The sequence below is a fragment of the Streptomyces sp. NPDC054975 genome (assembly GCF_053609105.1).
On record NZ_JBSGWV010000037.1, the window covers coordinates 43765 to 67100 of the forward strand.

Consider the following 23336-nt stretch of genomic DNA (forward strand, 5'->3'; position numbering starts at 1 on the left):
GTGAGGGACGCCGGCGTCGGGGACGTACGTCGGCGTCGGTGACGGGCGGCTCGTCGTGACCGAGAACCACGCGCGAGCCGCCCGGCTCCGTCAGGATGGGCGCATGGGATTCCATGTCGATTCCGAGACCGGGCGGCTCCGCCGCGTCATACTGCACCGGCCCGATCTGGAGCTGAAGCGGCTGACACCCTCCAACAAGGACGCTCTCCTCTTCGACGACGTGCTCTGGGTGCGCCGCGCCCGCCAGGAGCACGACGGCTTCGCCGACGTCCTGCGCGACCGGGGCGTCGACGTCCACCTCTTCGGGGACCTCCTGCGCGAGTCCCTCGAACTGCCCGCGGCCCGCAAACTCGTCCTCGACCGGGTCTTCGACGAGAAGGAGTACGGCCCCCTCGCCGCCGACCACCTCCGCGCGGCCTTCGACTCCCTGGACGCCGCCGCCCTCACCGAGGCGCTGGTCGGCGGGATGACGAAGCGGGAGTTCCTGGCCGCGCACCGCGAGCCGACCTCGGTCCGGTTCCACGTCATGGACCTGGACGACTTCGTCCTCAGGCCGCTGCCGAACCACATCTTCACCCGGGACACCTCCGCCTGGATCTACGACGGCGTGTCCATCAACGCCATGCGCTGGCCCGCCCGTCAGCGGGAGACCGTCCACTTCGAGGCGATCTACAAGCACCACCCGCTCTTCACCGGCTCCGAGGCGGGCACCTTCCACCTCTGGTCCGAGGGCCAGGCCGACTACCCGTCCACCATCGAGGGCGGTGACGTCCTCGTCATCGGCAACGGAGCCGTCCTCATCGGGATGAGCGAGCGGACCACCCCGCAGGCGGTGGAGATGCTGGCCCGGGGGATGTTCGCGGCCGGCTCGGCCCGTACGATCGTCGCCCTCGACATGCCGAAGCGACGCGCGTTCATGCACCTCGACACGGTGATGACGATGGTCGACCACGACACCTTCACCCAGTACGCGGGGCTCGGCATGCTCCGCTCGTACACGATCGAGCCGGGCGACGAGGGGCAGTCCCTGCGGGTCACCGACCACCCGCCCGAGCACATGCACAGCGCGATCGCCGCCGCGCTCGGCCTCCAGGACATCCGGGTCCTCACGGCCACGCAGGACGTCCACGCGGCGGAGCGCGAGCAGTGGGACGACGGCTGCAACGTCCTCGCCGTCGAGCCGGGCGTGGTCGTGGCGTACGAGCGGAACGTCACCACCAACACGCATCTGCGCAAGCAGGGCATCGAGGTGATCGAGATCCCCGGCAGCGAGCTGGGCCGGGGGAGGGGAGGCCCGCGCTGCATGAGCTGTCCGGTGGAGCGCGACGCCGTGTGAGTCCGGTCGGGAGGCGACGCGTAGGCAACGTCACTGTATAGCCATACTGATTTACGTATAGACTTCCAGTCGCTGACATGTTTCGTCGCTGTTCGTCGCCGTCCCCGACCGTATCCAGGAGCACCCCATGGCCACCGACCTCATCGGCCGCCACTTCCTCAAGGAGCTGGACTTCACCGCCGAGGAGTTCCGCGGTCTGATCGACCTGGCCGCCGAGCTCAAGGCGGCCAAGAAGGCGGGCACCGAGGTCCAGCGGCTGCGGGGCCGGAACATCGCGCTGATCTTCGAGAAGACCTCCACCCGCACCCGCTGCGCCTTCGAGGTCGCCGCCGCCGACCAGGGCGCCTCCACGACCTATCTGGACCCGTCGGGCTCGCAGATCGGCCACAAGGAGTCGGTCAAGGACACCGCCCGCGTTCTCGGCCGGATGTTCGACGCCATCGAGTACCGCGGCGACAGCCACTCGAAGGTCGAGGACTTCGCCGCCCACGCGGGCGTGCCCGTGTTCAACGGTCTGACGGACGACTGGCACCCCACCCAGATGCTCGCCGACGTGCTCACCATGACGGAGCACACGGACAAGCCGCTCGGCGAGGTCGCCTTCGCCTACCTCGGCGACGCCCGCTTCAACATGGGCAACTCCTACCTCGTCACCGGCGCCCTGCTCGGCATGGACGTGCGGATCGTGGCGCCCAAGGCGTACTGGCCGGGCGAGGAGGTCGTCGCCTCGGCGCGCGCGCTCGCGGAGAGCAGCGGCGCGACGATCACCCTCACCGAGGACCTCGCCGAGGGGGTCCGGGGGGCGGACTTCGTCGCCACCGACGTCTGGGTCTCCATGGGGGAGCCCAAGGAGGTCTGGGACGAGCGGATCGCCGACCTCGTGCCGTACGCCGTGACCATGGACGTGCTGCGCGCCACCGGCAACCCGGACGTGAAGTTCCTGCACTGTCTGCCGGCCTTCCACGACCTCGGTACGGCCGTCGGCCGTGACATCCACGCCCGGCACGGGCTGACCGAGCTGGAGGTCTCCGACGAGGTCTTCGAGTCGAAGCACTCGGTCGTCTTCGACGAGGCGGAGAACCGGATGCACACGATCAAGGCGGTCCTGGTCGCGACGATGGCCCCTGCCGCGTAAGGGCGATACGCCCGGAAGGCCGCGGCCTCCGGCGCACCCTCAGTGCGCAGGCCTGCGCTGCGCCGGTACCGCGGGGAGGGTGAACCAGACCGCCTTGCCCTGTGCGGTGGGGCGGTGGCCGCAGTCGCTGGAGAGCGCGCGGATGAGGAGCAGGCCGCGGCCGTGCTCCTGCCAGGGGTCGGGCATCTCGACCGGCTCCGGGCCGATCAGCTCGCCCGGGCGGGCGGGGCGCCGGTCGTGCACCTCGACCTGACAGCCGCCCGGCAGCAGCTCGACGACCAGCTCGATGGGGCCCTCGCCGCCCGTGTGCTCCACGGCGTTGGCGACGAGCTCGGCGGTCAGCAGTTCGGCCGTGTCGCTGTCGGCGGGCGTGTCGATCTCCGTGAGCGCGGTGCGGACCAGCGCGCGGGCGATCGGCACGGCGGCGGTGGTGTGCGGAAGCTCGATGCGCCACGTGGTGGGGTCGGTGGCTTCGACCATGGCGGAGTCCGTTCGCCGAGGGCAGGGGCAAGGCGGTGCGTGGGGGAGGACGTGTCCCGAGACGTCCTGCTTTCAACCTTACGGAGCGCGTCGGCGGGATCCATGGGCACCCCCTCCTTCATGGCGGGGCCCGGCGGCCCGAAGGCGCCGGGACCTTCGGTCCGGGGAAGCCGCCGCGAACGTATCGCGTGCTCGTGACGACAGTCACGATGCGGTGATACGCTCCTGGGGAGGAGGAAGGGAGGGCGTCGCCCATGAGCCCCTTTACCGGCTCCGCACCCCGTACCGAGCGCTGGCGGCACCTGCGGCTGACCGTCGACGACGGCGTCGCCACCGTCACCCTCGACCGCCCCGCGAAACTCAACGCGCTCACCTTCGGCGCCTACGCCGACCTGCGCGACCTGCTCGCCGAGCTCTCCCGCGAGCGGGCCGTCCGCGCCCTCGTCCTCGGCGGTGAGGGGCGCGGCTTCTGCTCCGGCGGCGACGTGGACGAGATCATCGGCGCCACGCTCGCCATGGACACCGCCCAGCTGCTCGACTTCAACCGGATGACCGGGCAGGTCGTCCGGGCGATCCGCGAGTGCCCCTTTCCCGTGATCGCCGCCGTCCACGGCGTCGCGGCCGGCGCGGGAGCCGTCCTGGCCCTCGCCGCCGACTTCCGGATCGCCGACCCGACCGCCCGCTTCGCCTTCCTCTTCACCCGGGTCGGGCTCTCCGGCGGCGACATGGGCGCGGCCTACCTGCTGCCCCGGGTCGTCGGCCTCGGCCACGCGACCCGGCTCCTCATGCTCGGCGACCCGGTCCACGCGGCCGAGGCGGAGCGCATCGGGCTGCTCAGCGAGCTCACCGAGGAGGGCGCCGCCACCGCCCGCGCCGCCGAGCTGGCCCGCCGCCTCGCCGACGGACCCGCCCTCGCCCACGCCCAGACCAAGGCCCTGCTCACCGCCGAGCTCGACATGCCGCTCGCGGCCTCCGTCGAGCTCGACGCCGCCACCCAGGCGCTGCTGATGAACGGCGAGGACTACGCCGAGTTCCACGCCGCCTTCACCGAGAAGCGCCCCCCGAAGTGGCGGGGGCGCTGACGATGCCCCCGACCGGGGCCGGGACCCGGGAGACCCCCCTGCGGATCGCCGTCGTCGGCGGCGGACCCGGCGGGCTCTACGCCGCCGCGCTGCTCAAGCGGCTCGACCCCGCCCGCGAGGTCACGGTCTGGGAGCGCAACGCGCCCGACGACACCTTCGGCTTCGGCGTGGTCCTCTCCGACGAGACCCTCGGCGGCATCGAACACGCCGACCCGGCCGTGTACCGGGCCCTCCAGGAGGAGTTCGTCCGCTGGGACGACATCCACATCGGCCACCGTGACCACCTCCTCACCTCCACCGGCCACGGCTTCGCCGCCCTCGGCCGCCGCCGGCTCCTGGAGATCCTGCACGCGCGCTGCGGTGAACTCGGCGTACGGCTCCGCTTCCGCACCGAGGCCCCGCCCGCCGCCGAACTGGCCGCCCACCACGACCTGGTCATCGCCGCCGACGGCGTCCACAGCGCGACCCGCGAGGCCCACGCGGACGTCTTCCGCCCCCGGATCACCACCCACCGCTGCCGCTACATCTGGCTCGCCGCCGACTTCGCCCTCGACGCCTTCCGCTTCGAGATCGCCGAGACCGAGCACGGCGTGATGCAGCTCCACGGCTACCCCTTCTCCTCCGACGCCTCCACCGTCATCGTCGAGATGCGCGAAGAGGTCTGGCGGGCCGCCGGATTCGACGAGCTGGACGAGGAGGAGTCCACCGCCCGCTGCGCCAAGCTCTTCGCCGACGTCCTCGGCGGCCGGCCCCTGCGCTCCAACCGCTCCTCCTGGACCGCCTTCCGTACGGTCGTCAACGAGCGCTGGTCCCACGGCCCCGTCGTCCTCCTCGGCGACGCCGCCCACACCGCGCACTTCTCCATCGGATCCGGCACCAAGCTCGCCGTCGAGGACGCCCTCGCGCTCGCCGCCTGCGTCGAGGAACAGCCCACGATCGCGCAGGCGTTGACGGCGTACGAGACCGAGCGCAGGCCCGTGGTCGAGTCGACCCAGCGCGCCGCGGCCGCCAGTCTCCGCTGGTTCGAGGAGATCGAGGGCCATCTCGACCAGCCGCCACGGCAGTTCGCCTTCAACCTCCTCACCCGCTCCCGCCGCGTCACCCACGACAACCTGCGGCTGCGCGACCCCCGCTTCACCGACTCCGTGGAACGCGACTTCGGCTGCCCGCCCGGCACCCCGCCGATGTTCACCCCCTTCCGGCTGCGCGGCCTCACCCTGCGCAACCGGGTCGTGGTCTCGCCGATGGACATGTACGTCGCCGAGGACGGCCTCCCCGGCGACTTCCACCTCGTCCACCTCGGCGCCCGGGCCCTCGGCGGCGCCGGACTCGTCATGACCGAGATGGTCTGCGTGAGCCCCCAGGGCCGCATCACCCCCGCCTGCACCGGCCTCTGGACGGACGAGCAGGCCGAGGCCTGGCGCCGGATCACCGCCTTCGTGCACGCGCAGGCCCCCGGCACCGCCGTCGGGATCCAGCTCGGCCACTCCGGCCGCAAGGGCTCCACCCGCCGCATGTGGGAGGGGATCGACCAGCCGCTCCCCGAAGGTAACTGGCCGCTGACGGCCGCCTCACCGCTCCCCTACCGCCCCGGCGTCAACCAGGTCCCGCACGCCCTGGACCGGGCGGGCATGACGGCCGTACGGGAGGAGTTCACCGCCGCCGCCCGGCGCGCCGCCCGCGCCGGATTCGACCTCCTCGAACTGCACTGCGCCCACGGCTACCTGCTCTCCGGCTTCCTCTCCCCGCTGACCAACCACCGCGACGACGCGTACGGCGGCCCGCTGGAGAACCGGCTCCGCTTCCCCCTCGAAGTCTTCGACGCGGTACGGCAGGTGTGGCCCGAGGACCGGCCGATGACCGTCCGCCTCTCCGCGACGGACTGGGCGGACGGCGGGACCACGCCGGAGGACGCCGTCGAGATCGCCCGTGCCTTCGCCGCCCACGGCGCCGACGCCCTCGACGTCTCCACCGGCCAGGTCGTCCCCGACGAACGCCCCGAGTACGGCCGCTCCTACCAGACCCCGTACGCCGACCGGATCCGCAACGCCCTCGGCGTCCCCGTGATCGCGGTCGGCGCGATCTCCTCCTGGGACGACGTCAACTCGATCCTCCTGGCCGGCCGCGCCGACCTCTGCGCACTGGCCCGCCCCCACCTCTACGACCCCCACTGGACCCTGCACGCCGCGGCCGACCAGAACTACCAGGGCCCGGCGGCCCCCTGGCCGGACCCGTACCGCGCGGGCAGCCGCACACCCCCCACGGGCCGCACGGACGCGCCCAAACCGCGGCTCACCCTGAAGTGACGTTCAGCCCGTCCTGGTGAACTCCGCGCCCAGGTCCCGCAGCCGTTCGTGCAGCTCCGCGAAGACCGCCGCCGAGCGGGCGCCCGGCCAGTCCTGGGGGAGGAGCTCGGTCGGGAGGACCGGGTCGGCGTACGGCAGGCGGCGCCAGGAGTCGAGGGCGAAGAGGTAGTCGCGGTAGGCGTCCTCCGCCGAGCCCGGCGTGGCCTTCCAGGCACGCAGCACCGGCTCGTGGGCGGCCAGGAACTCCTCGTGGAGCTTGGCGATCGACGGCAGGTCCCACCAGCGCGCCACCGCCTCCGCCGTCGGCGCGTACCCCAGGTGCTCGCCCCGGAAGAGGTCCACGTACGAGGAGAGGCCAAGGCGCTCCAGGGTGTGGCGGGTCTCCTCGTGCAGTCGCGCGGGGGCGATCCAGACCCCCGGCGCCGCCGTCCCGAAGCCGAGCCTGGCCAGGCGGGAACGGAGCAGGTGGCGCTTGTGGCGCTCGGCCTCCGGGACCGTGAAGACGGCGAGGACCCACCCCTCGGCGAGCGCCGGAGTGGTCCGGGCGTAGATCCGGCGGTCGCCGTCGTCCAGGAGCTGGCGCGCGTCGTCCGACAGGACGTATCCGGCCGCCCCGTCGGCCGTCCGCCGTGGCAGCAGCAGGCCGCGGCGCTTCAGCCGGGACACCGACGAGCGCACCGACGGCGCGTCCACGCCGAGCACCGCGAGGAGGCGGATGAGCTCCGCCACCGGCAAGGGCTCCTCGCCCGGCGCGAGGCCACGGCCGTACGCGCCGTACAGCGAGACGATCAGGGAACGGGGGGTGTGCTGCTCGGCCACGTGATCACTCTAGGCGGTGTCCTCAGGGCCCGCGCGCAGCCGGAAGCGCTGGAGCTTGCCGGTCGCCGTCCGGGGCAGCGCGTCCAGGAAGACGATCTTCCGGGGACTCTTGTACGGCACGAGCCGGGCCCGTACGAACGCCCGCAGCGCCCCCGCCGTGTCCGCGTCGCGCGGCACCCCGTCCCGTACCACCGCGTACGCCACCACGATCTGGCCGCGCAGCGCGTCCTCGTGCCCCACCACCGCCGCCTCGACCACGTCCGGGTGGGCGAGGAGCGCCTCCTCCACCTGGGGCCCCGCGATGTTGAAGCCCGCCGAGATGATCATGTCGTCGGCGCGGGCCACATAGCGGAAGTAGCCGTCGGCGTCGCGGACGTACGTGTCACCCGTGACGTTCCAGCCCTGGTGGACGTACTCGCTCTGGCGCGGGTCCGCGAGATACCGGCAGCCGACCGGACCGCGCACCGCCAGCAGCCCCTCCTGGCCGTCCGGGAGCTCGGCGCCGGACCGGTCCACCACCCGTGCCTGCCAGCCCGGGACCGGCCGCCCGGTCGTGCCCGGGCGGATGTCGCCGTCGGCGGCCGAGATGAAGATGTGCAGCAGCTCCGTCGCGCCGATGCCGTTGATGAGCTTCAGGCCGGTGCGCGTGTACCAGGCGTCCCAGGTCGCGGCCGGCAGGTTCTCGCCCGCCGACACGCACCGGCGCAGCGAGCCCAGCGTGGCGACGTCATGGCCGCCGTGCCGGTCGATCTCCTCCAGCATCACCCGGTACGCGGTCGGCGCGGTGAACAGCACCGACACCCGGTGCTCGGCGATCGCCTCCAACAGCTGCTTGGGCCCTGCCTGTTCGAGCAGCAGCGCGCTGGCTCCGGCGCGCAGCGGGAAGAGGACGAGCCCGCCGAGCCCGAAGGTGAAGCCGAGGGGCGGGGAGCCGGCGAAGACGTCGTCCGGCTCCGGGCGCAGCACGTGCGTGGAGAAGGTGTCGGCGACGGCCAGTACGTCCCGGTGGAAGTGCATGCACCCCTTGGGCCGCCCGGTGGTCCCCGAGGTGAACGCGATCAGGGCCACGTCGTCGGCGGCGGTCTCCACCGCCTCGTAGGTGTCCGGCGCGGCGGCGGCGAGGGTGAGCAGGTCGTCCGGGGCGTCCCCGCCGAAGGCCGTGATCCGCAGCCCCGGCACCTCGGCCTTGACCAGGTCGTCCACCGTTCGGACGTCACAGAGCGCGTGCGCGCAGCGGGCCATCTCGCACATGACGGCCAGCTCCTGGGCGCGCTGCTGGGCCAGGACGGTGACGGCGACGGCGCCCGCCTTCATCACGGCGAGCCAGCAGGCGGCCAGCCAGGGGGTGGTGGGGCCGCGCAGGAGCACCCGGTTGCCGGGCAGGACGCCGAGGTCGTGGGTGAGGACGTGGGCGATCCGGTTCACCCGCTCGGCCAGCTCTCCGTAGCTCCAGACGTTTCCCTCGCCGTCCCGGAACGCCGGGCGCTCGGCGCCGAATCGTTCCACGGTCCGGTCGAGCAGCTCCGTGCCGCAATTGAGCCGCTCCGGGTAGTCGAGCTCCGGCAGATCGAAGAGCAGCCGGGGCCACTGGTCGGCGGGCGGCAGGTGGTCGCGCGCGAAGGTGTCGTGGTGGGCCGAAGGGGTCAGCTCCATGAGTTCGTCCCCTTGTCGTGGTGGGGTCGCCCAACGAGCGTATCGTGATGGTGACGACAGTCAACGGTCCGCGATAGAAGTGGTGCGGGAGAGCGGGACAGCAGAGGGACGAGCAGCACGGCAGGGCGAGACAGAGGGAGACAGGGGTCCGAATGTCCGTATTCTCACTCGATCCACAGCAGACCATCCGCTGCGCGGAGCTTCGCGCCCTCGCGGCCGAACGGCTGCGCCCACTCGCCGAGAAGGGCGAACCGGGCCGCGTCAACCGCCCCCTCGTCGCCGCCCTCGGCGAGCACGGCCTGCTGGCCGGGCTCTTCGACGCGGGTGCCCTCGACCTCTGCCTGCTCCGCGAGTCCCTCGCCCACGCCTGTACGGAGGCCGAGACCGCCCTCGCCCTCCAGGGCCTCGGCGGCCACCCCGTCGCCGCCTTCGGCACCCCCGAGCAGCGGGCCCGCTGGCTCCCCGAGATCGTCGTGGGACGGGCGGTCGCGGCCTTCGCGCTCAGCGAGCCCGACGCCGGCTCCGACGCCGCCGCGCTCGCCCTGGAAGCCCGTCCGGACGGCGCGGGCGGCTGGCGCCTGCACGGCGAGAAGCGCTGGATCTCCAACGCCCCGGAATCAGACTTCGCCACCGTCTTCGCCCGGACCACCCCCGGAGCGGGCGCCCGGGGCGTCACCGCCTTCCTCGTCCCGGCCGACCGGCCCGGCCTCTCCGGCAGCCCCCTCGACATGCTCGCCCCGCACGCCATCGGCACCCTCGTCTTCGACGGCGTCCCCGTCGGCCCCGCGGACCTCCTCGGCGAGCCCGACCAGGGGTTCAGGGTCGCCATGACCACGCTCAACCGCTTCCGCCCGAGCGTCGGCGCCTTCGCGGTCGGCATGGCCCAGGCCGCCCTCGACGCCACCCTCGCCCACACCGCCGCCCGCCCTGCCTTCGGCGGCGTGCTCGGCGACCTCCAGGCCGTCGCCCACCAGGTCGCCGAGATGGCCACCCGTACCGAAGCCGCCCGCCTCCTCGTCTACGCGGCGGCGGCCGCGTACGACGCCGGGGCGGACGACGTCCCGCGCCGCGCGGCGATGGCGAAGCTGCTCGCGACCGAGACCGCGCAGTTCGTCGTCGACGCGGCCGTCCAGCTGCACGGGGCGCGGGCGCTGCAACGGGGCCATCTGCTGGAACACCTCTACCGAGAGGTGCGTGCCCCGCGCATCTACGAAGGCGCCACCGAGGTCCAGCGCACGATCATCGCCAAGGAGCTGTACAAGGCCAGGGCGCTCTGCGAAGTCCCTTCAGAGCTGCGTGCCCCGCACACGGACCGGTCGCCGGAACCCACGCCGTCCACGACCCTGGAACCTACGCGGTCCACGACCCTGGAGCCCACAGCGTCCGCATCCCCGGAGCCCCCACGGTCCAAGGAGGCCACGGCATGAGCCTGCACCGGCACAACCCCGCCGAACTCTCCCCGCCCACCGGCTTCTCCCACGCCGTCACCGCCACCGGCTCCCGCCTCGTCCTCCTCGCCGGGCAGACCAGCCTCGACCGCGACGGCAAGGTCGTGGGACAGACCCTGCCCGAGCAGTTCGAGACCGCCCTGGCCAATCTCCTCGCCGCGCTCCGCCACGCCGGCGGATCCCCGGCCGACCTCGCCCGCGTCACCGTCTACGCCACCGACATCGCCGACTACCGGCGCCACGCCCACGAACTGGGCCGGATCTGGCGGCGGTTGGCCGGGCGCGACTATCCGGCGATGGCGGTGATCGGTGTCGTACGCCTGTGGGACGAGCAGGCGCAGGTGGAGGTGGACGGCCTCGCCGTCCTGGACTGACCGCCCGCTTGATCAACTGGAGACTCCCAGGACCCGGGCTTAGTGTCGAAAGGTGGACTGACCGGCCCACGGCTCTCTCACCCAGCGAGGGCGCGATGCGCCATGAGTACACCGAATCCGACGCCCCACGCAGCACCGACCGCGACTCCCACGAAGAGCGGCGACGGCAAGGGCATCGCCCTCTTCGTCATCGCCTCGTGCCAGCTGATGGTCGTTCTCGACATCACGATCGTCAACATCGCGCTGCCACACATCCAGAGTTCGCTGGGGTTCTCGACCACGAGCCTGTCGTGGGTGGTCAACGCCTACACCCTGACCTTCGGCGGTCTGCTGCTGCTCGGCGGACGTGCCGGTGACATCCTCGGCCGCCGCCGCGTCTTCGTCTTCGGCATCCTCCTCTTCGGCTTCGCCTCGCTGCTGTGCGGACTGGCCCAGAACGACTGGCAACTGCTCGCCGCCCGGGCCCTGCAGGGCGTCGGCGGTGCGATCGCCTCCCCGACCTCGCTCTCCCTGATCACCACGAACTTCGAGGAAGGCCCGGAACGCAACCGGGCCTTCGGCGTCTTCGCGGCCGTCTCGGCGGGCGGCGGAGCGATCGGGCTCGTCGCCGGCGGGCTGCTCGTCGAATGGCTCGACTGGCGCTGGATCTTCTTCGTCAACGTGCCGATCGCGCTGTTCATCGCGTTCCTCACGCCCCGCCACATCAAGGAGTCCGCGCGGCACCCCGGCCACTTCGACTTCACCGGAGCGCTCACCTCCACCCTCGGCATGGTGGCGCTGGTGTACGGGTTCATCCGCGCCGCCCAGGAGGGCTGGCGGGACCCCTGGACGCTGGTCTCTTTCGGCGCGGCCGTCGTCCTGCTGCTCCTGTTCATCCTGGTGGAGCGGCGCTCCCGGCAGCCGATCACCCCGCTGCACATGTTCGCCGACCGCAACCGGGCGGGAACGTACGGCATCATGCTCTGCCTCGCGGCGGCGATCTTCGGCATGTTCTTCTTCCTGACGCTCTGGGTGCAGAACGTCCTGCACTTCAGCCCGCTGAAGACCGGACTGGCCTTCCTGCCGGTGAGCGCGATCATCGCGGTCGGCGCGGGCCTCGCCTCCCAACTGCTGCCCCGGTACGGGCCGAAGCCCTTCATGGTGGTCGGCTCGTTCCTGTCGGCGGTCGGCCTGGCCTGGCTGACCCTGACCGATGTCCACTCCACCTACATGGGCAGCGTCTTCGGGCCCATGCTGGTCTTCGGCTTCGGCATGGGCATGATGTTCGTCTCGCTGACGCTGATGGCGCTCTCCAACGTCGAGCAGCGGGAGTCGGGCGCCGCCTCCGGTCTGCTCAACGCGACCCAGCAGGTGGGCGGTTCACTCGGCCTGTCGATCCTGGTGACGGTCTTCGGCACGGCCAGCCGCAACGAGGCGAAGGACCTGATCCCCGCCTTCCTCGCCCAGGCCAGCCCGCTGGAACGGGCCCGGTTCGCCAGGACCGGCCAACTGCCCCCGCCCTGGTCCGACGAGGTTCTGACGGCAGGCGTCTCGTCCGGGTTCATCACGGCGGCCGCGTTCGCCGTCGTCGCCTGTGTGATCGCCCTCTTCGCGATCCAGGTCCGCCCCTCGGACATCGAACGCCTCAAAGGCGGCATGCCACCCCCAGGAGCCGGCTGATCCGGGGAGGACGCAACGTACGATCGTGGGCGTTGTCGTATCACTCTCCGAACACCCTCCGAGGGAGATTCCCCATGGCCCAGATCGCGTTCAAGGGCAACCCCGTGCAGGTCAACGGCGTGCTGCCCGCCCCCGGCAGCGTCGCTCCGGCGTTCTCGCTCGTCGCCAAGGAGCTGACGGACAGCACGCTGGAGCAGTACAGCGGTCAGCGCAAGGTGCTGAACATCTTCCCGAGCGTCGACACGGGCGTCTGCGCCGCCTCGGTCCGCGCGTTCAACGAGAAGGCCGCCGACCTGGACAACACGGTCGTGCTCTGCATCTCCGCGGACCTGCCCTTCGCCCAGTCCCGCTTCTGCGGCGCCGAGGGCCTGGAGAACGTGAAGACGCTCTCCACCCTGCGCGACCGTGAGTTCCACACCAACTACGGCGTCGACATCACCGACGGCCCGCTGGCCGGCCTGACCGCCCGCGCCGTGGTCGTCCTCGACGAGAACAACGAGGTGCTGCACTCGCAGCTCGTCGGCGAGATCACCACCGAGCCGGACTACGAGGCCGCCATCGCCGTCCTGAAGTAGCCGGACCGGGCAGGGGCGGGCGGGTGGGACGACTGGTTCCGCCGCCCGCCCCTGCCCTGCGCGCAGCCTCCCACTCCCGCCTCGCGCGACGCTCCCACGACCGTTGGGTGAACTCTGGCGGAAGGTTCGCGCCAGGACGATTCGAAGGGCCCCGGTGCCGGGGATAGTGGTTCCGGTCAGGCGGTTTCCTTCTGGTTTCCCTCCATGATGGGGCCGGGTCGTGTGCGTGGGGGTTCGATGACGAGATGGGATGCGGTCAGGGTCCGGCAGGGTCTCGTCGACAGCTGTTCCTCGGCCGAGCAGGCCGGTGACCAGGCCCTGCGGAAGGGCAGACCGCGCGAGGCGCGGCGGCACTACGAGCGGATGCTGGCGGAATCCATCCGGCTGGCCGAGCAGTTCCCCGACCTCGCCACCCGGCGGGACCTGAGCGTCTCCTTCACCAAGTACGGCGACTTCTGGGTGGACGCCGACCGCCTCGACCAGGCCGCGCAGGCGTACGCGGAAGGCCTGGCCATCGCCACCCGGCTGCGCGAGGAGAACCCCGACGACATCCGGCTGCTGCGGGACCTCAGGCTCGGCGAGTTCAAGCTGGGCGAGATCGCCCGGCAGAGCGGCGGACCCGCGGGCCGGCACACCGCGCACGACCACTACAGGACGGCCCTCTCCCTCGCCGAGCACGTCGTCGACGCCGATCCGCACCACCCCGGCGACCGCCGGGAGCTGGGCGTCGTGCAGGAACGCCTCGGCCTGCTGGCGATGGAACACCAGGAGCTCGACGAGGCCGCCGAGTGGTACGCGCGCGCCCTGGCCGTACGCCGTGCCCTGGTGGCCGAACTCCCCGGCGACCCACAGGCCCGTCGCGACCTCGGCGTCCAGTACGAACGCCTGGGCGACCTGGCCCTGCGCCGCGGAGACCTCGAAGCCGCCCGCGCCCACTACGACGAGTCCCTCTCGCTGCGCCGCTCCCTCCTCGGCGACGACCCCCGCGACCTGGCGACCCAGCGCGACCTGAGCGTCGTCTGCGAGCGCCTCGGCGACGTGGCCCTCCTCACCGACGGGCCGGAGCAGGCCCGCCAGTGGTACGACGACAGCTTCGCCATCCTGGACGCCGCCTTCGGCCCCAGACACCCCGAGACCCGCACCCTCCGCAAGAAGCTCCGCGGCCACCCGGCCACCCCGAGCTGACGGGCGGAGCCCCCCCCGGCAGGGCACGTCAGGACGGCAGCCAGGCCCGCCAGGTGGCCTCGTTCTCCTTCACCCAGCGGCCCGCCGCCTCCTGCGGCGACAGCTTCTGCTCCGCGATCATCAGAGCGACGTCGTTCTGCATCTCGGTCGTCCAGCGGAACTTCTTCAGGAAGGCGGCGGCGTCGCCCCCGCCGTCCGCGAAGCGGGCGTTGAGGAACTTCTGCAGCGGCGTGTGCGGGTACGCGCAGGCCACCTTCTCCGGATCGGCGTCACACCCCTCCGTGTAGGCGGGGAGCTTCACCTCCGTCATCGGGACCTTCTCGAACAGCCACTGGGGCTTGTACCAGTAGCTCAGGAACGGCTTCTTCTCCTTGGCGAACTGCTTGATCTGCGTGATCTGCGCCGCCTCCGAGCCCGCGAACACGACCTGGTAGTCGAGGTCCAGGTTCTTCACGAGCGCCTTGTCGTTCGTGACGTACGACGGGGAGCCGTCCAGCAACTGACCCTTGCCGCCGCTCTCCGGGGTGCGGAACTCGTCGGCGTACTTGTTCAGGTTCTTCCAGTCGGTGACGTCCGGGTGCTTCTCGGCGAAGTACGTCGGTACGAACCAGCCGATGTGGCCCGTCACCCCCAGGTCGCCACCCCGCTCGATCGTCCCCTTGTCCTCGATGTACCGCTTCTCCTGCTCCGGGTGGCCCCAGTCCTCCAGGATCGCGTCCACCCGGCCCTGGCTGAGCGCGTCCCAGGCCGGCACCTCGTCGATCTGGACGGTGTCCACCCGGTAGCCGAGCTCGTGCTCCAGGAGGTACTGCGCGACGGCCACGTTGGCCTGCGCGCCCACCCACGACTGCACGGACAGGGTCACCGTGCGGGAGCCCTTCGCGTCGGCGTACGGGGAGGACTGGCGGGTCATGTCGGCGGCGCCGCAGCCGGTGAGGCCGGCTGCCAGGGCGGCCGCGGTCACCACCGCGGCGATGCGTGTGCGAGCCATCTCAGGCCCCCTTTCCGGCGAGGTCACGGCGTTCTGTCGGCTGGGTGACGCGGTCGAGCATCAGGCCGAGGCAGACGATCGCCGCGCCCGCGACCAGACCGGTCGCCAGGTCGCCCTGGGCGAGGCCGAAGACCGCGTCGTACCCGAGTGCGCCGCCACCCACGAGGCCGCCGATGACGACCACGGCGAGCACCAGGACCACGCCCTGGTTGACGGCGAGGAGCAGCGCGGGCCGGGCCAGCGGCAGCTGGACCTGGAAGAGCTGCTGGCGGCCGGTCGCGCCCAGCGAGCGCGAGGACTCCAGGGCGGCCGGGTCCACCGCGCGGACGCCCTGGGCCGTGATCCGCACGACCGCGGGCAGCGCGTAGACCACGGCGGCCGCGACGGCCGGGGCCCGGCCGACACCGAAGAGCGCGACCACGGGGATCAGGTACACGAACTGCGGCATCGTCTGGAAGACGTCGAGCACCGGACGCAGCGCGCGTCCGAGGCGCGTGCTGCGGGCGGCGGCGACCCCGAGCGCGACACCGAGCAGCAGCGTCACGGCGACGGCGGCCAGGACCTGGGAGAGCGTGTCGAGGGCCGGGTCCCAGACCCCGAGCACCCCGATCGCGGCCATCGCGAGGACGGCGGTCGCGGCGGTGCGCCACGTGCCGATGAGCAGGGCGAGCGCGCCCAGGGTCAGCAGAACCGCCCACCACGGCAGCCATTGCAGGCCGTCACGCAGGGGGTTGAGGACCCACGTGGTGAAACGCCCGGCCCAGTCGGCGGTGCCGCCGACGACGGGCACGCCGGAGTAGAGGTGGGCCGTCATCCAGTCGACCGCCCTGTTGACGGGTTCGGCGATCTCCACCGTCCACGCGTCGGGCCAGGAGAGCCGGTCGGAGAGGCGCCCCGCGACGGCGACGGCGGCGGTCGCCGCGAGAGTGACGGCCCAGCCGAGCCCGGCCCGGCGGGCCGGAGCCGCGCCGATCCGCTCGCCCGCGGCGGCGGTCACCCGGTCCAGGACGACGGCGAGCAGCACGATCGGCACACCGGCGGCGAGCGCGGCACCGACGTCGACGGAGGCCAGCGCCTGGTACACCCGGTCACCGAGGCCGCCCGCGCCGATGACGGACGCGATGACGGCCATGCCGAGCGCCATCATGATCGACTGGTTGACGCCGAGCAGCAGCTCCTTGCGGGCCAGCGGCAGTCGGGCCGTCAGCAGCCGCTGCCGGCCGGTCGCGCCGAGGGACGCGGCGGCCTCCATGACACCGGCGTCCGCGCCGCGCAGTCCGAGCGCGGTGAGACGGGCCATGGGCGGGGCTGCGTAGACGACGGTCGCGAGGACGGCGGCGGGCACGCCGATGCCGAAGACCAGGACGACCGGCAGGAGATACGCGAAGGCCGGCAGCACCTGCATGGTGTCGAGGACCGGGCGCAGCACCCGGTGCATACGGTCGGACAGACCGGCGGCAAGGCCGAGGAGGCCACCGAGCAGGACGGACGCGGCGACGGCGACCACCATCAGCGCGAGCGTCTGCATGGTGGGCACCCACATGCCGAGCAGTCCGCACGCGGCGAACGCGGCCACGGAGGTCAGCGCGAGCCGGACGCCCGCGACCCGCCACGCCACCAGGCCGGCGGCGGCGGTGACGCCCGCCCAGCCGAGGGCGAGCAGCACGAGGTACACGGCGCGCACGGAGACGACCACGACATTGCTGACGTGCCCGAGGAAGTGGAGGAACAGCGGGTGGCTGTCACGGTTGTCGATGATCCAGTCGCTGGCGCTGCCGAGCGGCCCGGACACGTCGACGGCGAGCGCCGCGGGCCAGCTGCCGCCGCCCACGAGCAGGGCGCCGAGGACGAGCCCGAGGGCCGCTCCGGCGCCGATCAGCCGGCCGCGGTGGCGCGCGAGCGCGCGCAGCGCGCCGGTCCCGGCGCCGGTGGCGGTCGCGGAGTTCGCAGCGGCAGGGGTGACGGTGGCGGTCATCGGCCCCACCGCCCCAGGTGGGCGGCGCCGGCCGTGGAGCCCGGCGGCGGCCAGGTCGTATGCGCGTGCATCAGGCCACCGCCTTCCCCGCCGTGGCGGCCGGGACCCCGGCGACGACACCGAGGAGCCCCGCGTGGTCGACCACACCGAGACACCGGCCGCCCTCGACCACCCGCGCGTTCTCGCCCGTACGGGCGACGGCCTCGATGGCCTCGTGGACGGTGGCGCTCGGGGCGAGCGAGGGGCCGGACTCGCGCTCGTCGGCGAGTGCGGGACGCATCGCCGAGCGGACGGTCAGCACCTGTTCGCGCGGCACGTCCCGGACGAAGTCCCTGACGTAGTCGTCGGCGGGAGCGCCCACGATCTCCTCGGGCGTGCCCAGCTGGACGACGCGGCCGTCGCGCATCAGCGCGATGCGGTCGCCGAGCTTCAGCGCCTCGTTCAGATCGTGCGTGATGAAGACCATGGTGCGGCCCTCCTCCCGGTGCAGGCGGACGACCTCCTCCTGCATGTCCCGGCGGATGAGCGGGTCCAGCGCGCTGAACGGCTCGTCGAACAGCAGGACTTCGGGGTCCACGGCGAGCGCGCGGGCCAGCCCGACCCGCTGCTGCTGGCCGCCGGACAACTGGCTCGGCCTGCGGTGCTCCATGCCGTCCAGGCCCACCTTGGTGACGAACTCCGCCGCCCGCTCGCGCCGTTCGGCGCGTGCCACGCCCTGGATCTCCAGGCCGTAGGCGACGTTGTCCAGGACCGTCCGGTGCGGAAGCAGCCCGAAGTGCTGGAAGACCATCGCCGCCCGGTGCCGACGCAGCTCGCGGAGCCGGCCGGCGTCCATGGACAGCACGTCCTCGCCGTCGATGGAGATCGTGCCGGAGGTCGGCTCGATGAGCCGGGTCAGGCAGCGTACGAGCGTCGACTTGCCCGAGCCCGACAGGCCCATGACGACGAAGACCTCACCCTTGCGGACGTCGAAGGAGACGTCACGGACGGCGGCGGTGCAGCCGGTGCGCTCGCGCAGCTCGGCGGCGTCCAGGCTCGCGAGCTCCCGGTCGGCGGGCACGCGGTCGGCCTTCGGACCGAAGACCTTCCACAGGTCGCGTACGGAGAAGACGGATTGCGTCGAAGGAGTGTGCGGCGGAGTCTTCATCGGGTCGTGCCTCCCAGCAGGTCGGCGCATTTCTCGCCGACCATGAGTACGCCGATCATCGGGTTGACGGCGGTCATGGTCGGAAAGACGGACGCGTCGGCGATCCGGATGCCGTCGAGGCCCCGGACCTTGAGATCGGGCGCGACGACGGCGAGTTCGTCGTCGGCGGCCCCCATCCGGCAGGTACCGGCCGGGTGGTAGACGGTGTGTGCGACGTGCCGGGCGTAGGCGCTGAGCTCCTCGTCGGAGGTGACCTCGGGCCCCGGGCAGACCTCGCGCTTCAGCCAGCCGGCCAGCGGTTCGCTCGCCGCGATCTGCCGGGCGATGCGGATCCCGTCGACGAGGGTCCGGCCGTCGTAGTCGTCCTCGTCGGTGAAGTACCGGAAGTCGAGCGCGGGCTTGTCCTCGGGGTCGGCGCTCGTCAGGTAGAGCCGGCCGCGGCTGCGCGGCTTGGGGATGTTCGGGGTCATCGACACGCCGTGCGCGGGCCGTTCGTAGCCGAGCCGCTCCGGATTGTCGGTGAAGGGGATCTGGTAGAAGTGGAACATCAGGTCCGGCCCCTCGGACTCCGGGTCCCGGCGGACGAACAGACCGGCGTCGGAGTCCATCGCGGAGTTCTCCGGGATCGGCCCGTGGGTCTCCCACACGATGACGGACTCGGGGTGGTCCAGCAGGTTCTCCCCGACGCCCGGCAGGTCGTGCACGACCGGGATGCCGAGCTTCTCCAGGTCCGCGCGCGGCCCGATCCCGGAGTGCAGCAGCAGACGCGGGGTGTCCACGGCTCCCGCGCACACCAGGACCTCACGCCGTGCGCGTACGACGTGCTCCTCGCCCTCCTTCGTACGGATGTGGACGCCGGTGGCGCGGGTGCCCTCGAACTCGAGGCGGAACGCCCAGGTCTCCAGGGCGATGTGCAGGTTCGGCCGGTCCAGGAACGGGTGCAGATACGCCACGGAGGCGGACGACCGCTTGTTGTTCTCCGGGTGGTAGGCGAGGTCGAAGAAGCCGACGCCCTCGTGGAACGGGCCCTTGTTGAAGCCCTCGACGCGCGGCACGCCGAGCGCGCTCTGCGCCGCGTCGACGAAGTCCCGGGCGATCGCGTTGCGGTCGGCCTCGTCGACGGGGACGATGTTGTTGCGCAGCCGGGCGAAGTACGGGTCCATGGCCGCCGCGTCCCACCCCTCGGCGCCCGCCTCGGCCCACTCGTCCCAGTCGGACGGCAGGGGCTTGAACGAGATCAGGGTGTTGTGCGAGGAACAGCCGCCGAGCACCCGCGCACGGCTGTGGCGGATGTGCGAATTGCCCCGGGGCTGCTCGGTGGTGGGGTAGTCGTAGTCCAGCTCACCGCCGAGCAGGCCCATCCAGCGGCGCAGGGTGAGGACGTCGTCGCGGTCGATGTCGCTGGGGCCGCCTTCGATCACGGCGACGCTGACGTCCGGGTTCTCCGTCAGGCGCGAGGCGATCACCGAACCGGCGGTGCCGCCGCCGACGACGACGTAGTCGTAGATGTGCTGGTCGCTCATGCCTGGTCCTTCTGCTTCTCTCCCGCGAACCAGCGCACGGGGCGCGGGGCGAGGTTCTGATAGATGTGCTTGGCCTCGCGGTACTCGGCGAGACCGCTCGGGCCGAGTTCGCGGCCTATGCCGGACTTCCCGAAGCCGCCCCACTCCGCCTGGGGCAGGTAGGGGTGGAAGTCGTTGATCCAGACGGTGCCGTGCCGCAGCAGGCCCGCGACCCGCCGGGCACGCTCCTCGTCGGAGGTCCACACCGCTCCGGCGAGGCCGTACTCGGTGTCGTTGGCGAGGGCGACGGCCTCCTCCTCGGTGCGGAAGGTCTCCACGGTGAGGACCGGGCCGAAGATCTCTTCGCGGACGACCCGCATACGGCGGTGGCAGCGGTCCAGGACCGTGGGCCGGTAGAAGTGGCCGGGACCGGGCGGCCGCTCGCCGCCGGCCCGCAGGACCGCGCCCTCCGAGAGGGCGGAGGCCACGTACTCCTCGGTCCGCGCCACCTGGGCCGCGGAGACCAGCGGGCCGCACTCGACGCCGTCGTCGGTGCCGCGTCCCAGGCGGATCAGTTCGGCGCGGCGGGAGAGTTCGGTGACGAAGCGCTCGCGCAGCGACTCCTCGACGATGAGGCGGGAGCCGGCGGAGCAGACCTGGCCGCTGTGGATGAAGGCGGCGTTGAGGGCCTGGTCGACGGCGGTGTCGAACCCCTCGGGGGTCGAACAGGCGTCGGCGAAGACGACGTTGGGGTTCTTGCCGCCGAGTTCGAGGGCGACCTTCTTCACACTGTCGGCGGCCGCCCTGGCGACCTTCGTACCGCTGACGAGGCCGCCCGTGAACGAGACGAGGTCGACGTCGGGGTGTTCGGCCAGCCGGGCGCCGACCGTGGCGCCGGGGCCGGTCACGATGTTCGCGGCGCCGAGCGGCAGCCCGGCCTCCAGGAGGAGTTCGACCAGGACGACGGTGGTCAGCGGGGTGATCTCGCTGGGCTTGATCACGAAGGTGTTGCCCGCGGCGAGGGCAGGGGCGATCTTCCAACTGGCTTGCAGCAGCGGGTAGTTCCACGGGGTGATCAGGGCGCAGACGCCGACCGGCTCGTGCACGACGACGCTGTGGATCTCGTCCGAACCGGCGTCGACGACCCGGCCGGCGTCCTCGTTCGCCACGAGGTCGGCGAAGTAGAGGAAGGCGTCGCGGACGCAGTCGACGTCGACGCGGCCCTCCTCCAGCGTCTTGCCCGCGTCCTGGCTCTCCAGGGCGCCGATCCGCTCGCGGTCGCGTTCGAGGAGGCCGGCGACCCGACGCAGCAGGGCGGCGCGCTCGGCGGCCGGCGTACGCGGCCAGGCGCCGTCGTCGAACGCGGCGCGTGCGGCGGCCACGGCGTCGTCGGTGTCCTGGACACCGCCCTCCGCCACGACCGCGAAGGCGGTCGCGTCGACGGGGTCGATGATCTCGCGCGTGGCGCCGGAGAGGGCTGCGCGCCACTCTCCGCCCACATGGATGCTCTGTTGTGCTGCGGTCACGTCGGGTACGGCCTTTCGTTCCTTTGAATCCCCCTGCCGGTGTTACCGGCGATCCGGCCGCCTGCCCTGGCTCCTGAGATCCATGCGCAACGCCATGCGGAGAGTGGCCCGGTTCACGCGCCAAAGCAACGCAAAAGGGACATAGGGGGTGAATTGAAAGGAGGGAAAGGCCCATGAGGATGGGCCCGGACTCGTTCGAGTCCGGGCCCATCCTCATGGGGTGGTTCAGACGACGCGGCCGCCGAAGGGGCCGCCGAGGCCGTAGTACGTCCCCAGCTCATGGCGGTAGGCCGGGTCCTCGAGGTGCTTGTCGCGGTGGAACTCGGGAGCGTTCTCGATCTGCTCCTTCGTGCGGTCGACGAAGATCTTCTTCTCGTCCACGTCGATCCGGACCACGGTGCTCGCCGGCAGGAGGACCTCCTTGCCGAAGATCCAGATACCGGTGTCCACCACCAGGTAGGCGTCGTCGACCTCATCGGAGTGCTTGTCGACCTTTCCGATGCTGCCGTCGATCGCCTCGACCTTGTAGCCGGTCAGTTGGGTACCGGCCAGGTGGCCCGCGGTCGACTTGTAGCTCCACACGTTCTCGGTCACGCGAAACAACTCCTCCGGTGTGCAGAGAACGGCACGGTCGTGCTGCCGTACTCCTCGTCCGTGTCGTGCGCAGCGGGTCGGTTCTCCCGCTCAGCTCCGCCTGCCCCGTACCCGGCCGCGCATGCCCCCCGATGTCACAGCGCGGGCGTAGGCTCGGAAATGGTCTGAAAGGGGATGGTTCCTGTGTGCCGCTGGCTCGCCTACTCCGGTTCGCCCGTACTGCTCGACACCGTGCTGTACCGCCCCGAGCACTCGCTGATCAACCAGAGCCTCCACGCCCGCATGGGCGTCGAGTCGACCAACGGTGACGGCTTCGGGCTCGGCTGGTACAGCGCGGAGGGCGACGGGACACCGGCGGTCTTCCGCGATGTCGGACCGGCCTGGAACAACCGCAACCTGCAGGAACTCTCCGCGCACGTCCGCTCCCACCTGTTCTTCGCCCATGTCCGCGCCTCCACGGGCTCGGCCGTCCAGCAGACCAACTGCCACCCGTTCCGCCACGGCCGGTGGATGTGGATGCACAACGGAGCCATCGCGGACTTCCCCCGGCTGCAGCGCGATCTCTGCATGGCCGTCGACCCCGCCCTCTTCCCCTGCATCGAGGGTTCGACGGACTCCGAGGTGATGTTCTACCTGGCGGTCACCTTCGGCCTCGACCAGGACGTCCCCGGCGCGGTGGCCCGCATGGCGGGCCTGGTGGAGCGCCTCGGGAAGGAACACGGCGTCCCCGATCCGCTGCAGATGACGGTGGCCGTGAGCGACGGGCAGCGCGTGTGGGCCTTCCGGCACGCCAGCCAGGGACGGCCCCGCTCGCTCTTCTACAGCACCAGGGCCGAGACGGTCCGCCGCCTCCACCCGGAGCTGGACTACCTCAAGGCGGTCTCCGACGAGACGCGCATCGTGGTCTCCGAGCCCCTGGGAAACCTGCCCGGAGTGTGGAACGAACTCCCGGAGTCCAGCTACACCATGATCCCCTCCGGCCCGGGTGCGGACTACCGCCCGTTCCTCCCGGAAGCACCCTGACACCCCACCGTCCAGGTCGAGTTGTACGAGCCGTCAGGCGGAGACGTTCGACTGATCGGCCCTGGTCGGGGTAGCCGGGGACCATGGCCGTCAACAAGACAAGCATGCTCGTACTGGACTGCACCGACCCGCAGACTCTCGCGCAGTTCTACGCCGAACTGCTGGCGGGCGAGATACACATCGGGGAGGACCCCGACCTGATCGAGGTGGTCGGAGGCTCCGGCGTCCGCCTCGCCGTACGCAGGGACCACGGCTACGCTCCGCCGAGTTGGCCGCGCCCCGACGACGCCCTGCAGGCGCACCTGCGCATCCTGGTCGGCCCCGGAGACCTCGACGAGGCGGAGCGCGAGGCCGTCTCGCTCGGGGCCCGGCCCGTGGACACCGACACCGAGGACGGGCCGCGCGAGGCCCGCCTCTTCAGCGACCCGGCCGGGCACTCCTTCACCCTCGCGGAGACCGGCTGGGCCGTCTGATCCGCTCCCGACCTACGGCGACCCGGTGCGGTGGCCCGCCGGTTCCTCCGGCG

The 23336-nt window shown here is 71.9% G+C and carries 20 protein-coding genes; 11 read left to right on the top strand and 9 right to left on the bottom strand.

All coding sequences use genetic code 11. The features are described 5' to 3' along the window. Positions 1 to 103 precede the first annotated feature (103 nt). Positions 104 to 1336, top strand: a complete 1233-nt coding sequence (locus ACWF79_RS26185; RefSeq protein WP_453730593.1) for an arginine deiminase — start codon at positions 104 to 106, stop codon at positions 1334 to 1336. Positions 1337 to 1463: 127 nt separating this feature from the next. Further along, positions 1464 to 2471, top strand: a complete 1008-nt coding sequence (gene argF / locus ACWF79_RS26190; RefSeq protein ID WP_453730594.1) for an ornithine carbamoyltransferase — start codon at positions 1464 to 1466, stop codon at positions 2469 to 2471. A gap of 39 nt (positions 2472 to 2510) precedes the next feature. On the opposite strand, the gene ACWF79_RS26195 is transcribed toward argF, so the two are convergent. Continuing rightward, the gene (locus tag ACWF79_RS26195; protein ID WP_453730595.1) at positions 2511 to 2951 is read right to left on the bottom strand and encodes an ATP-binding protein; all 441 of its coding nucleotides are present in this window, start codon (positions 2949 to 2951) and stop codon (positions 2511 to 2513) included. Positions 2952 to 3205: 254 nt separating this feature from the next. Here ACWF79_RS26195 and ACWF79_RS26200 point away from each other — a divergent pair, with 254 nt between their 5' ends. Together ACWF79_RS26200 and ACWF79_RS26205 are read left to right on the top strand one after the other, a co-directional pair. Then, on the top strand, positions 3206 to 4033 hold the full coding sequence (locus ACWF79_RS26200) for an enoyl-CoA hydratase family protein (RefSeq protein WP_453730596.1): 828 nt from the start codon (positions 3206 to 3208) through the stop codon (positions 4031 to 4033). 2 nt (positions 4034 to 4035) lie between these two features. Beyond that, complete coding sequence (locus ACWF79_RS26205; protein ID WP_453730597.1) at positions 4036 to 6339, top strand: bifunctional salicylyl-CoA 5-hydroxylase/oxidoreductase; 2304 nt, start codon at positions 4036 to 4038, stop codon at positions 6337 to 6339. Positions 6340 to 6342: 3 nt separating this feature from the next. On the opposite strand, the gene ACWF79_RS26210 is transcribed toward ACWF79_RS26205, so the two are convergent. After that, positions 6343 to 7158 (bottom strand): PaaX family transcriptional regulator, encoded by an 816-nt coding sequence (locus ACWF79_RS26210; protein WP_453730598.1) that lies wholly within the window; start codon positions 7156 to 7158, stop codon positions 6343 to 6345. Between the two features lie 9 nt (positions 7159 to 7167). Next, a complete protein-coding gene (locus ACWF79_RS26215; protein WP_453730599.1) occupies positions 7168 to 8811 on the bottom strand; it encodes an AMP-binding protein in 1644 nt (547 codons plus the stop codon). 152 nt (positions 8812 to 8963) lie between these two features. Between ACWF79_RS26215 and ACWF79_RS26220 the strand changes: the two genes are divergently transcribed. From ACWF79_RS26220 to ACWF79_RS26240, 5 genes are all read left to right on the top strand, one after another. After that, entirely contained in the window at positions 8964 to 10238 is a 1275-nt protein-coding gene (locus ACWF79_RS26220; protein ID WP_453730600.1) for an acyl-CoA dehydrogenase family protein, read from the top strand. After that, on the top strand, positions 10235 to 10633 hold the full coding sequence (locus ACWF79_RS26225; RefSeq protein ID WP_453730601.1) for a RidA family protein: 399 nt from the start codon (positions 10235 to 10237) through the stop codon (positions 10631 to 10633). The genes ACWF79_RS26220 and ACWF79_RS26225 overlap by 4 nt, the downstream gene beginning before the upstream one ends. A gap of 102 nt (positions 10634 to 10735) precedes the next feature. Then, positions 10736 to 12292, top strand: a complete 1557-nt coding sequence (locus tag ACWF79_RS26230; protein WP_453730602.1) for an MFS transporter — start codon at positions 10736 to 10738, stop codon at positions 12290 to 12292. 74 nt (positions 12293 to 12366) lie between these two features. After that, positions 12367 to 12867 carry a thiol peroxidase gene (gene tpx, locus ACWF79_RS26235; RefSeq protein ID WP_453730603.1) on the top strand — a complete coding sequence of 167 codons (501 nt, stop codon included), beginning with the start codon at positions 12367 to 12369 and terminating at the stop codon, positions 12865 to 12867. 237 nt (positions 12868 to 13104) lie between these two features. Then, the gene (locus ACWF79_RS26240; RefSeq protein ID WP_453730604.1) at positions 13105 to 14052 is read left to right on the top strand and encodes a tetratricopeptide repeat protein; all 948 of its coding nucleotides are present in this window, start codon (positions 13105 to 13107) and stop codon (positions 14050 to 14052) included. A 28-nt stretch (positions 14053 to 14080) separates the two neighbouring features. Here ACWF79_RS26240 and ACWF79_RS26245 read toward each other — a convergent pair whose 3' ends face one another. From ACWF79_RS26245 to ACWF79_RS26270, 6 genes are all read right to left on the bottom strand, one after another. Next, positions 14081 to 15043 (bottom strand): ABC transporter substrate-binding protein, encoded by a 963-nt coding sequence (locus tag ACWF79_RS26245; protein WP_453730605.1) that lies wholly within the window; start codon positions 15041 to 15043, stop codon positions 14081 to 14083. Position 15044: 1 nt separating this feature from the next. Then, positions 15045 to 17018: an ABC transporter permease subunit gene (locus ACWF79_RS26250; RefSeq protein ID WP_453730606.1), complete on the bottom strand. Its 1974-nt coding sequence runs from the start codon at positions 17016 to 17018 to the stop codon at positions 15045 to 15047. Positions 17019 to 17088: 70 nt separating this feature from the next. Beyond that, entirely contained in the window at positions 17089 to 18165 is a 1077-nt protein-coding gene (locus ACWF79_RS26255) for a quaternary amine ABC transporter ATP-binding protein (RefSeq protein WP_453730607.1), read from the bottom strand. Further along, entirely contained in the window at positions 18162 to 19688 is a 1527-nt protein-coding gene (locus ACWF79_RS26260; protein WP_453730608.1) for a GMC family oxidoreductase, read from the bottom strand. Before ACWF79_RS26260 ends, ACWF79_RS26255 begins: the two co-directional genes overlap by 4 nt. Next, entirely contained in the window at positions 19685 to 21193 is a 1509-nt protein-coding gene (locus ACWF79_RS26265; RefSeq protein ID WP_453730609.1) for an aldehyde dehydrogenase family protein, read from the bottom strand. Before ACWF79_RS26265 ends, ACWF79_RS26260 begins: the two co-directional genes overlap by 4 nt. 225 nt (positions 21194 to 21418) lie before the next feature. Further along, a complete protein-coding gene (locus ACWF79_RS26270; protein ID WP_453730610.1) occupies positions 21419 to 21787 on the bottom strand; it encodes a PRC-barrel domain-containing protein in 369 nt (122 codons plus the stop codon). Positions 21788 to 21970: 183 nt separating this feature from the next. On the opposite strand from ACWF79_RS26270, the gene ACWF79_RS26275 reads away from it, so the two are divergent. Both ACWF79_RS26275 and ACWF79_RS26280 read left to right on the top strand, forming a co-directional pair. Next, the gene (locus ACWF79_RS26275; protein ID WP_453730612.1) at positions 21971 to 22810 is read left to right on the top strand and encodes a class II glutamine amidotransferase; all 840 of its coding nucleotides are present in this window, start codon (positions 21971 to 21973) and stop codon (positions 22808 to 22810) included. Positions 22811 to 22893: 83 nt separating this feature from the next. Beyond that, positions 22894 to 23283: a VOC family protein gene (locus ACWF79_RS26280; protein ID WP_453730611.1), complete on the top strand. Its 390-nt coding sequence runs from the start codon at positions 22894 to 22896 to the stop codon at positions 23281 to 23283. Positions 23284 to 23336: the final 53 nt, after the last annotated feature.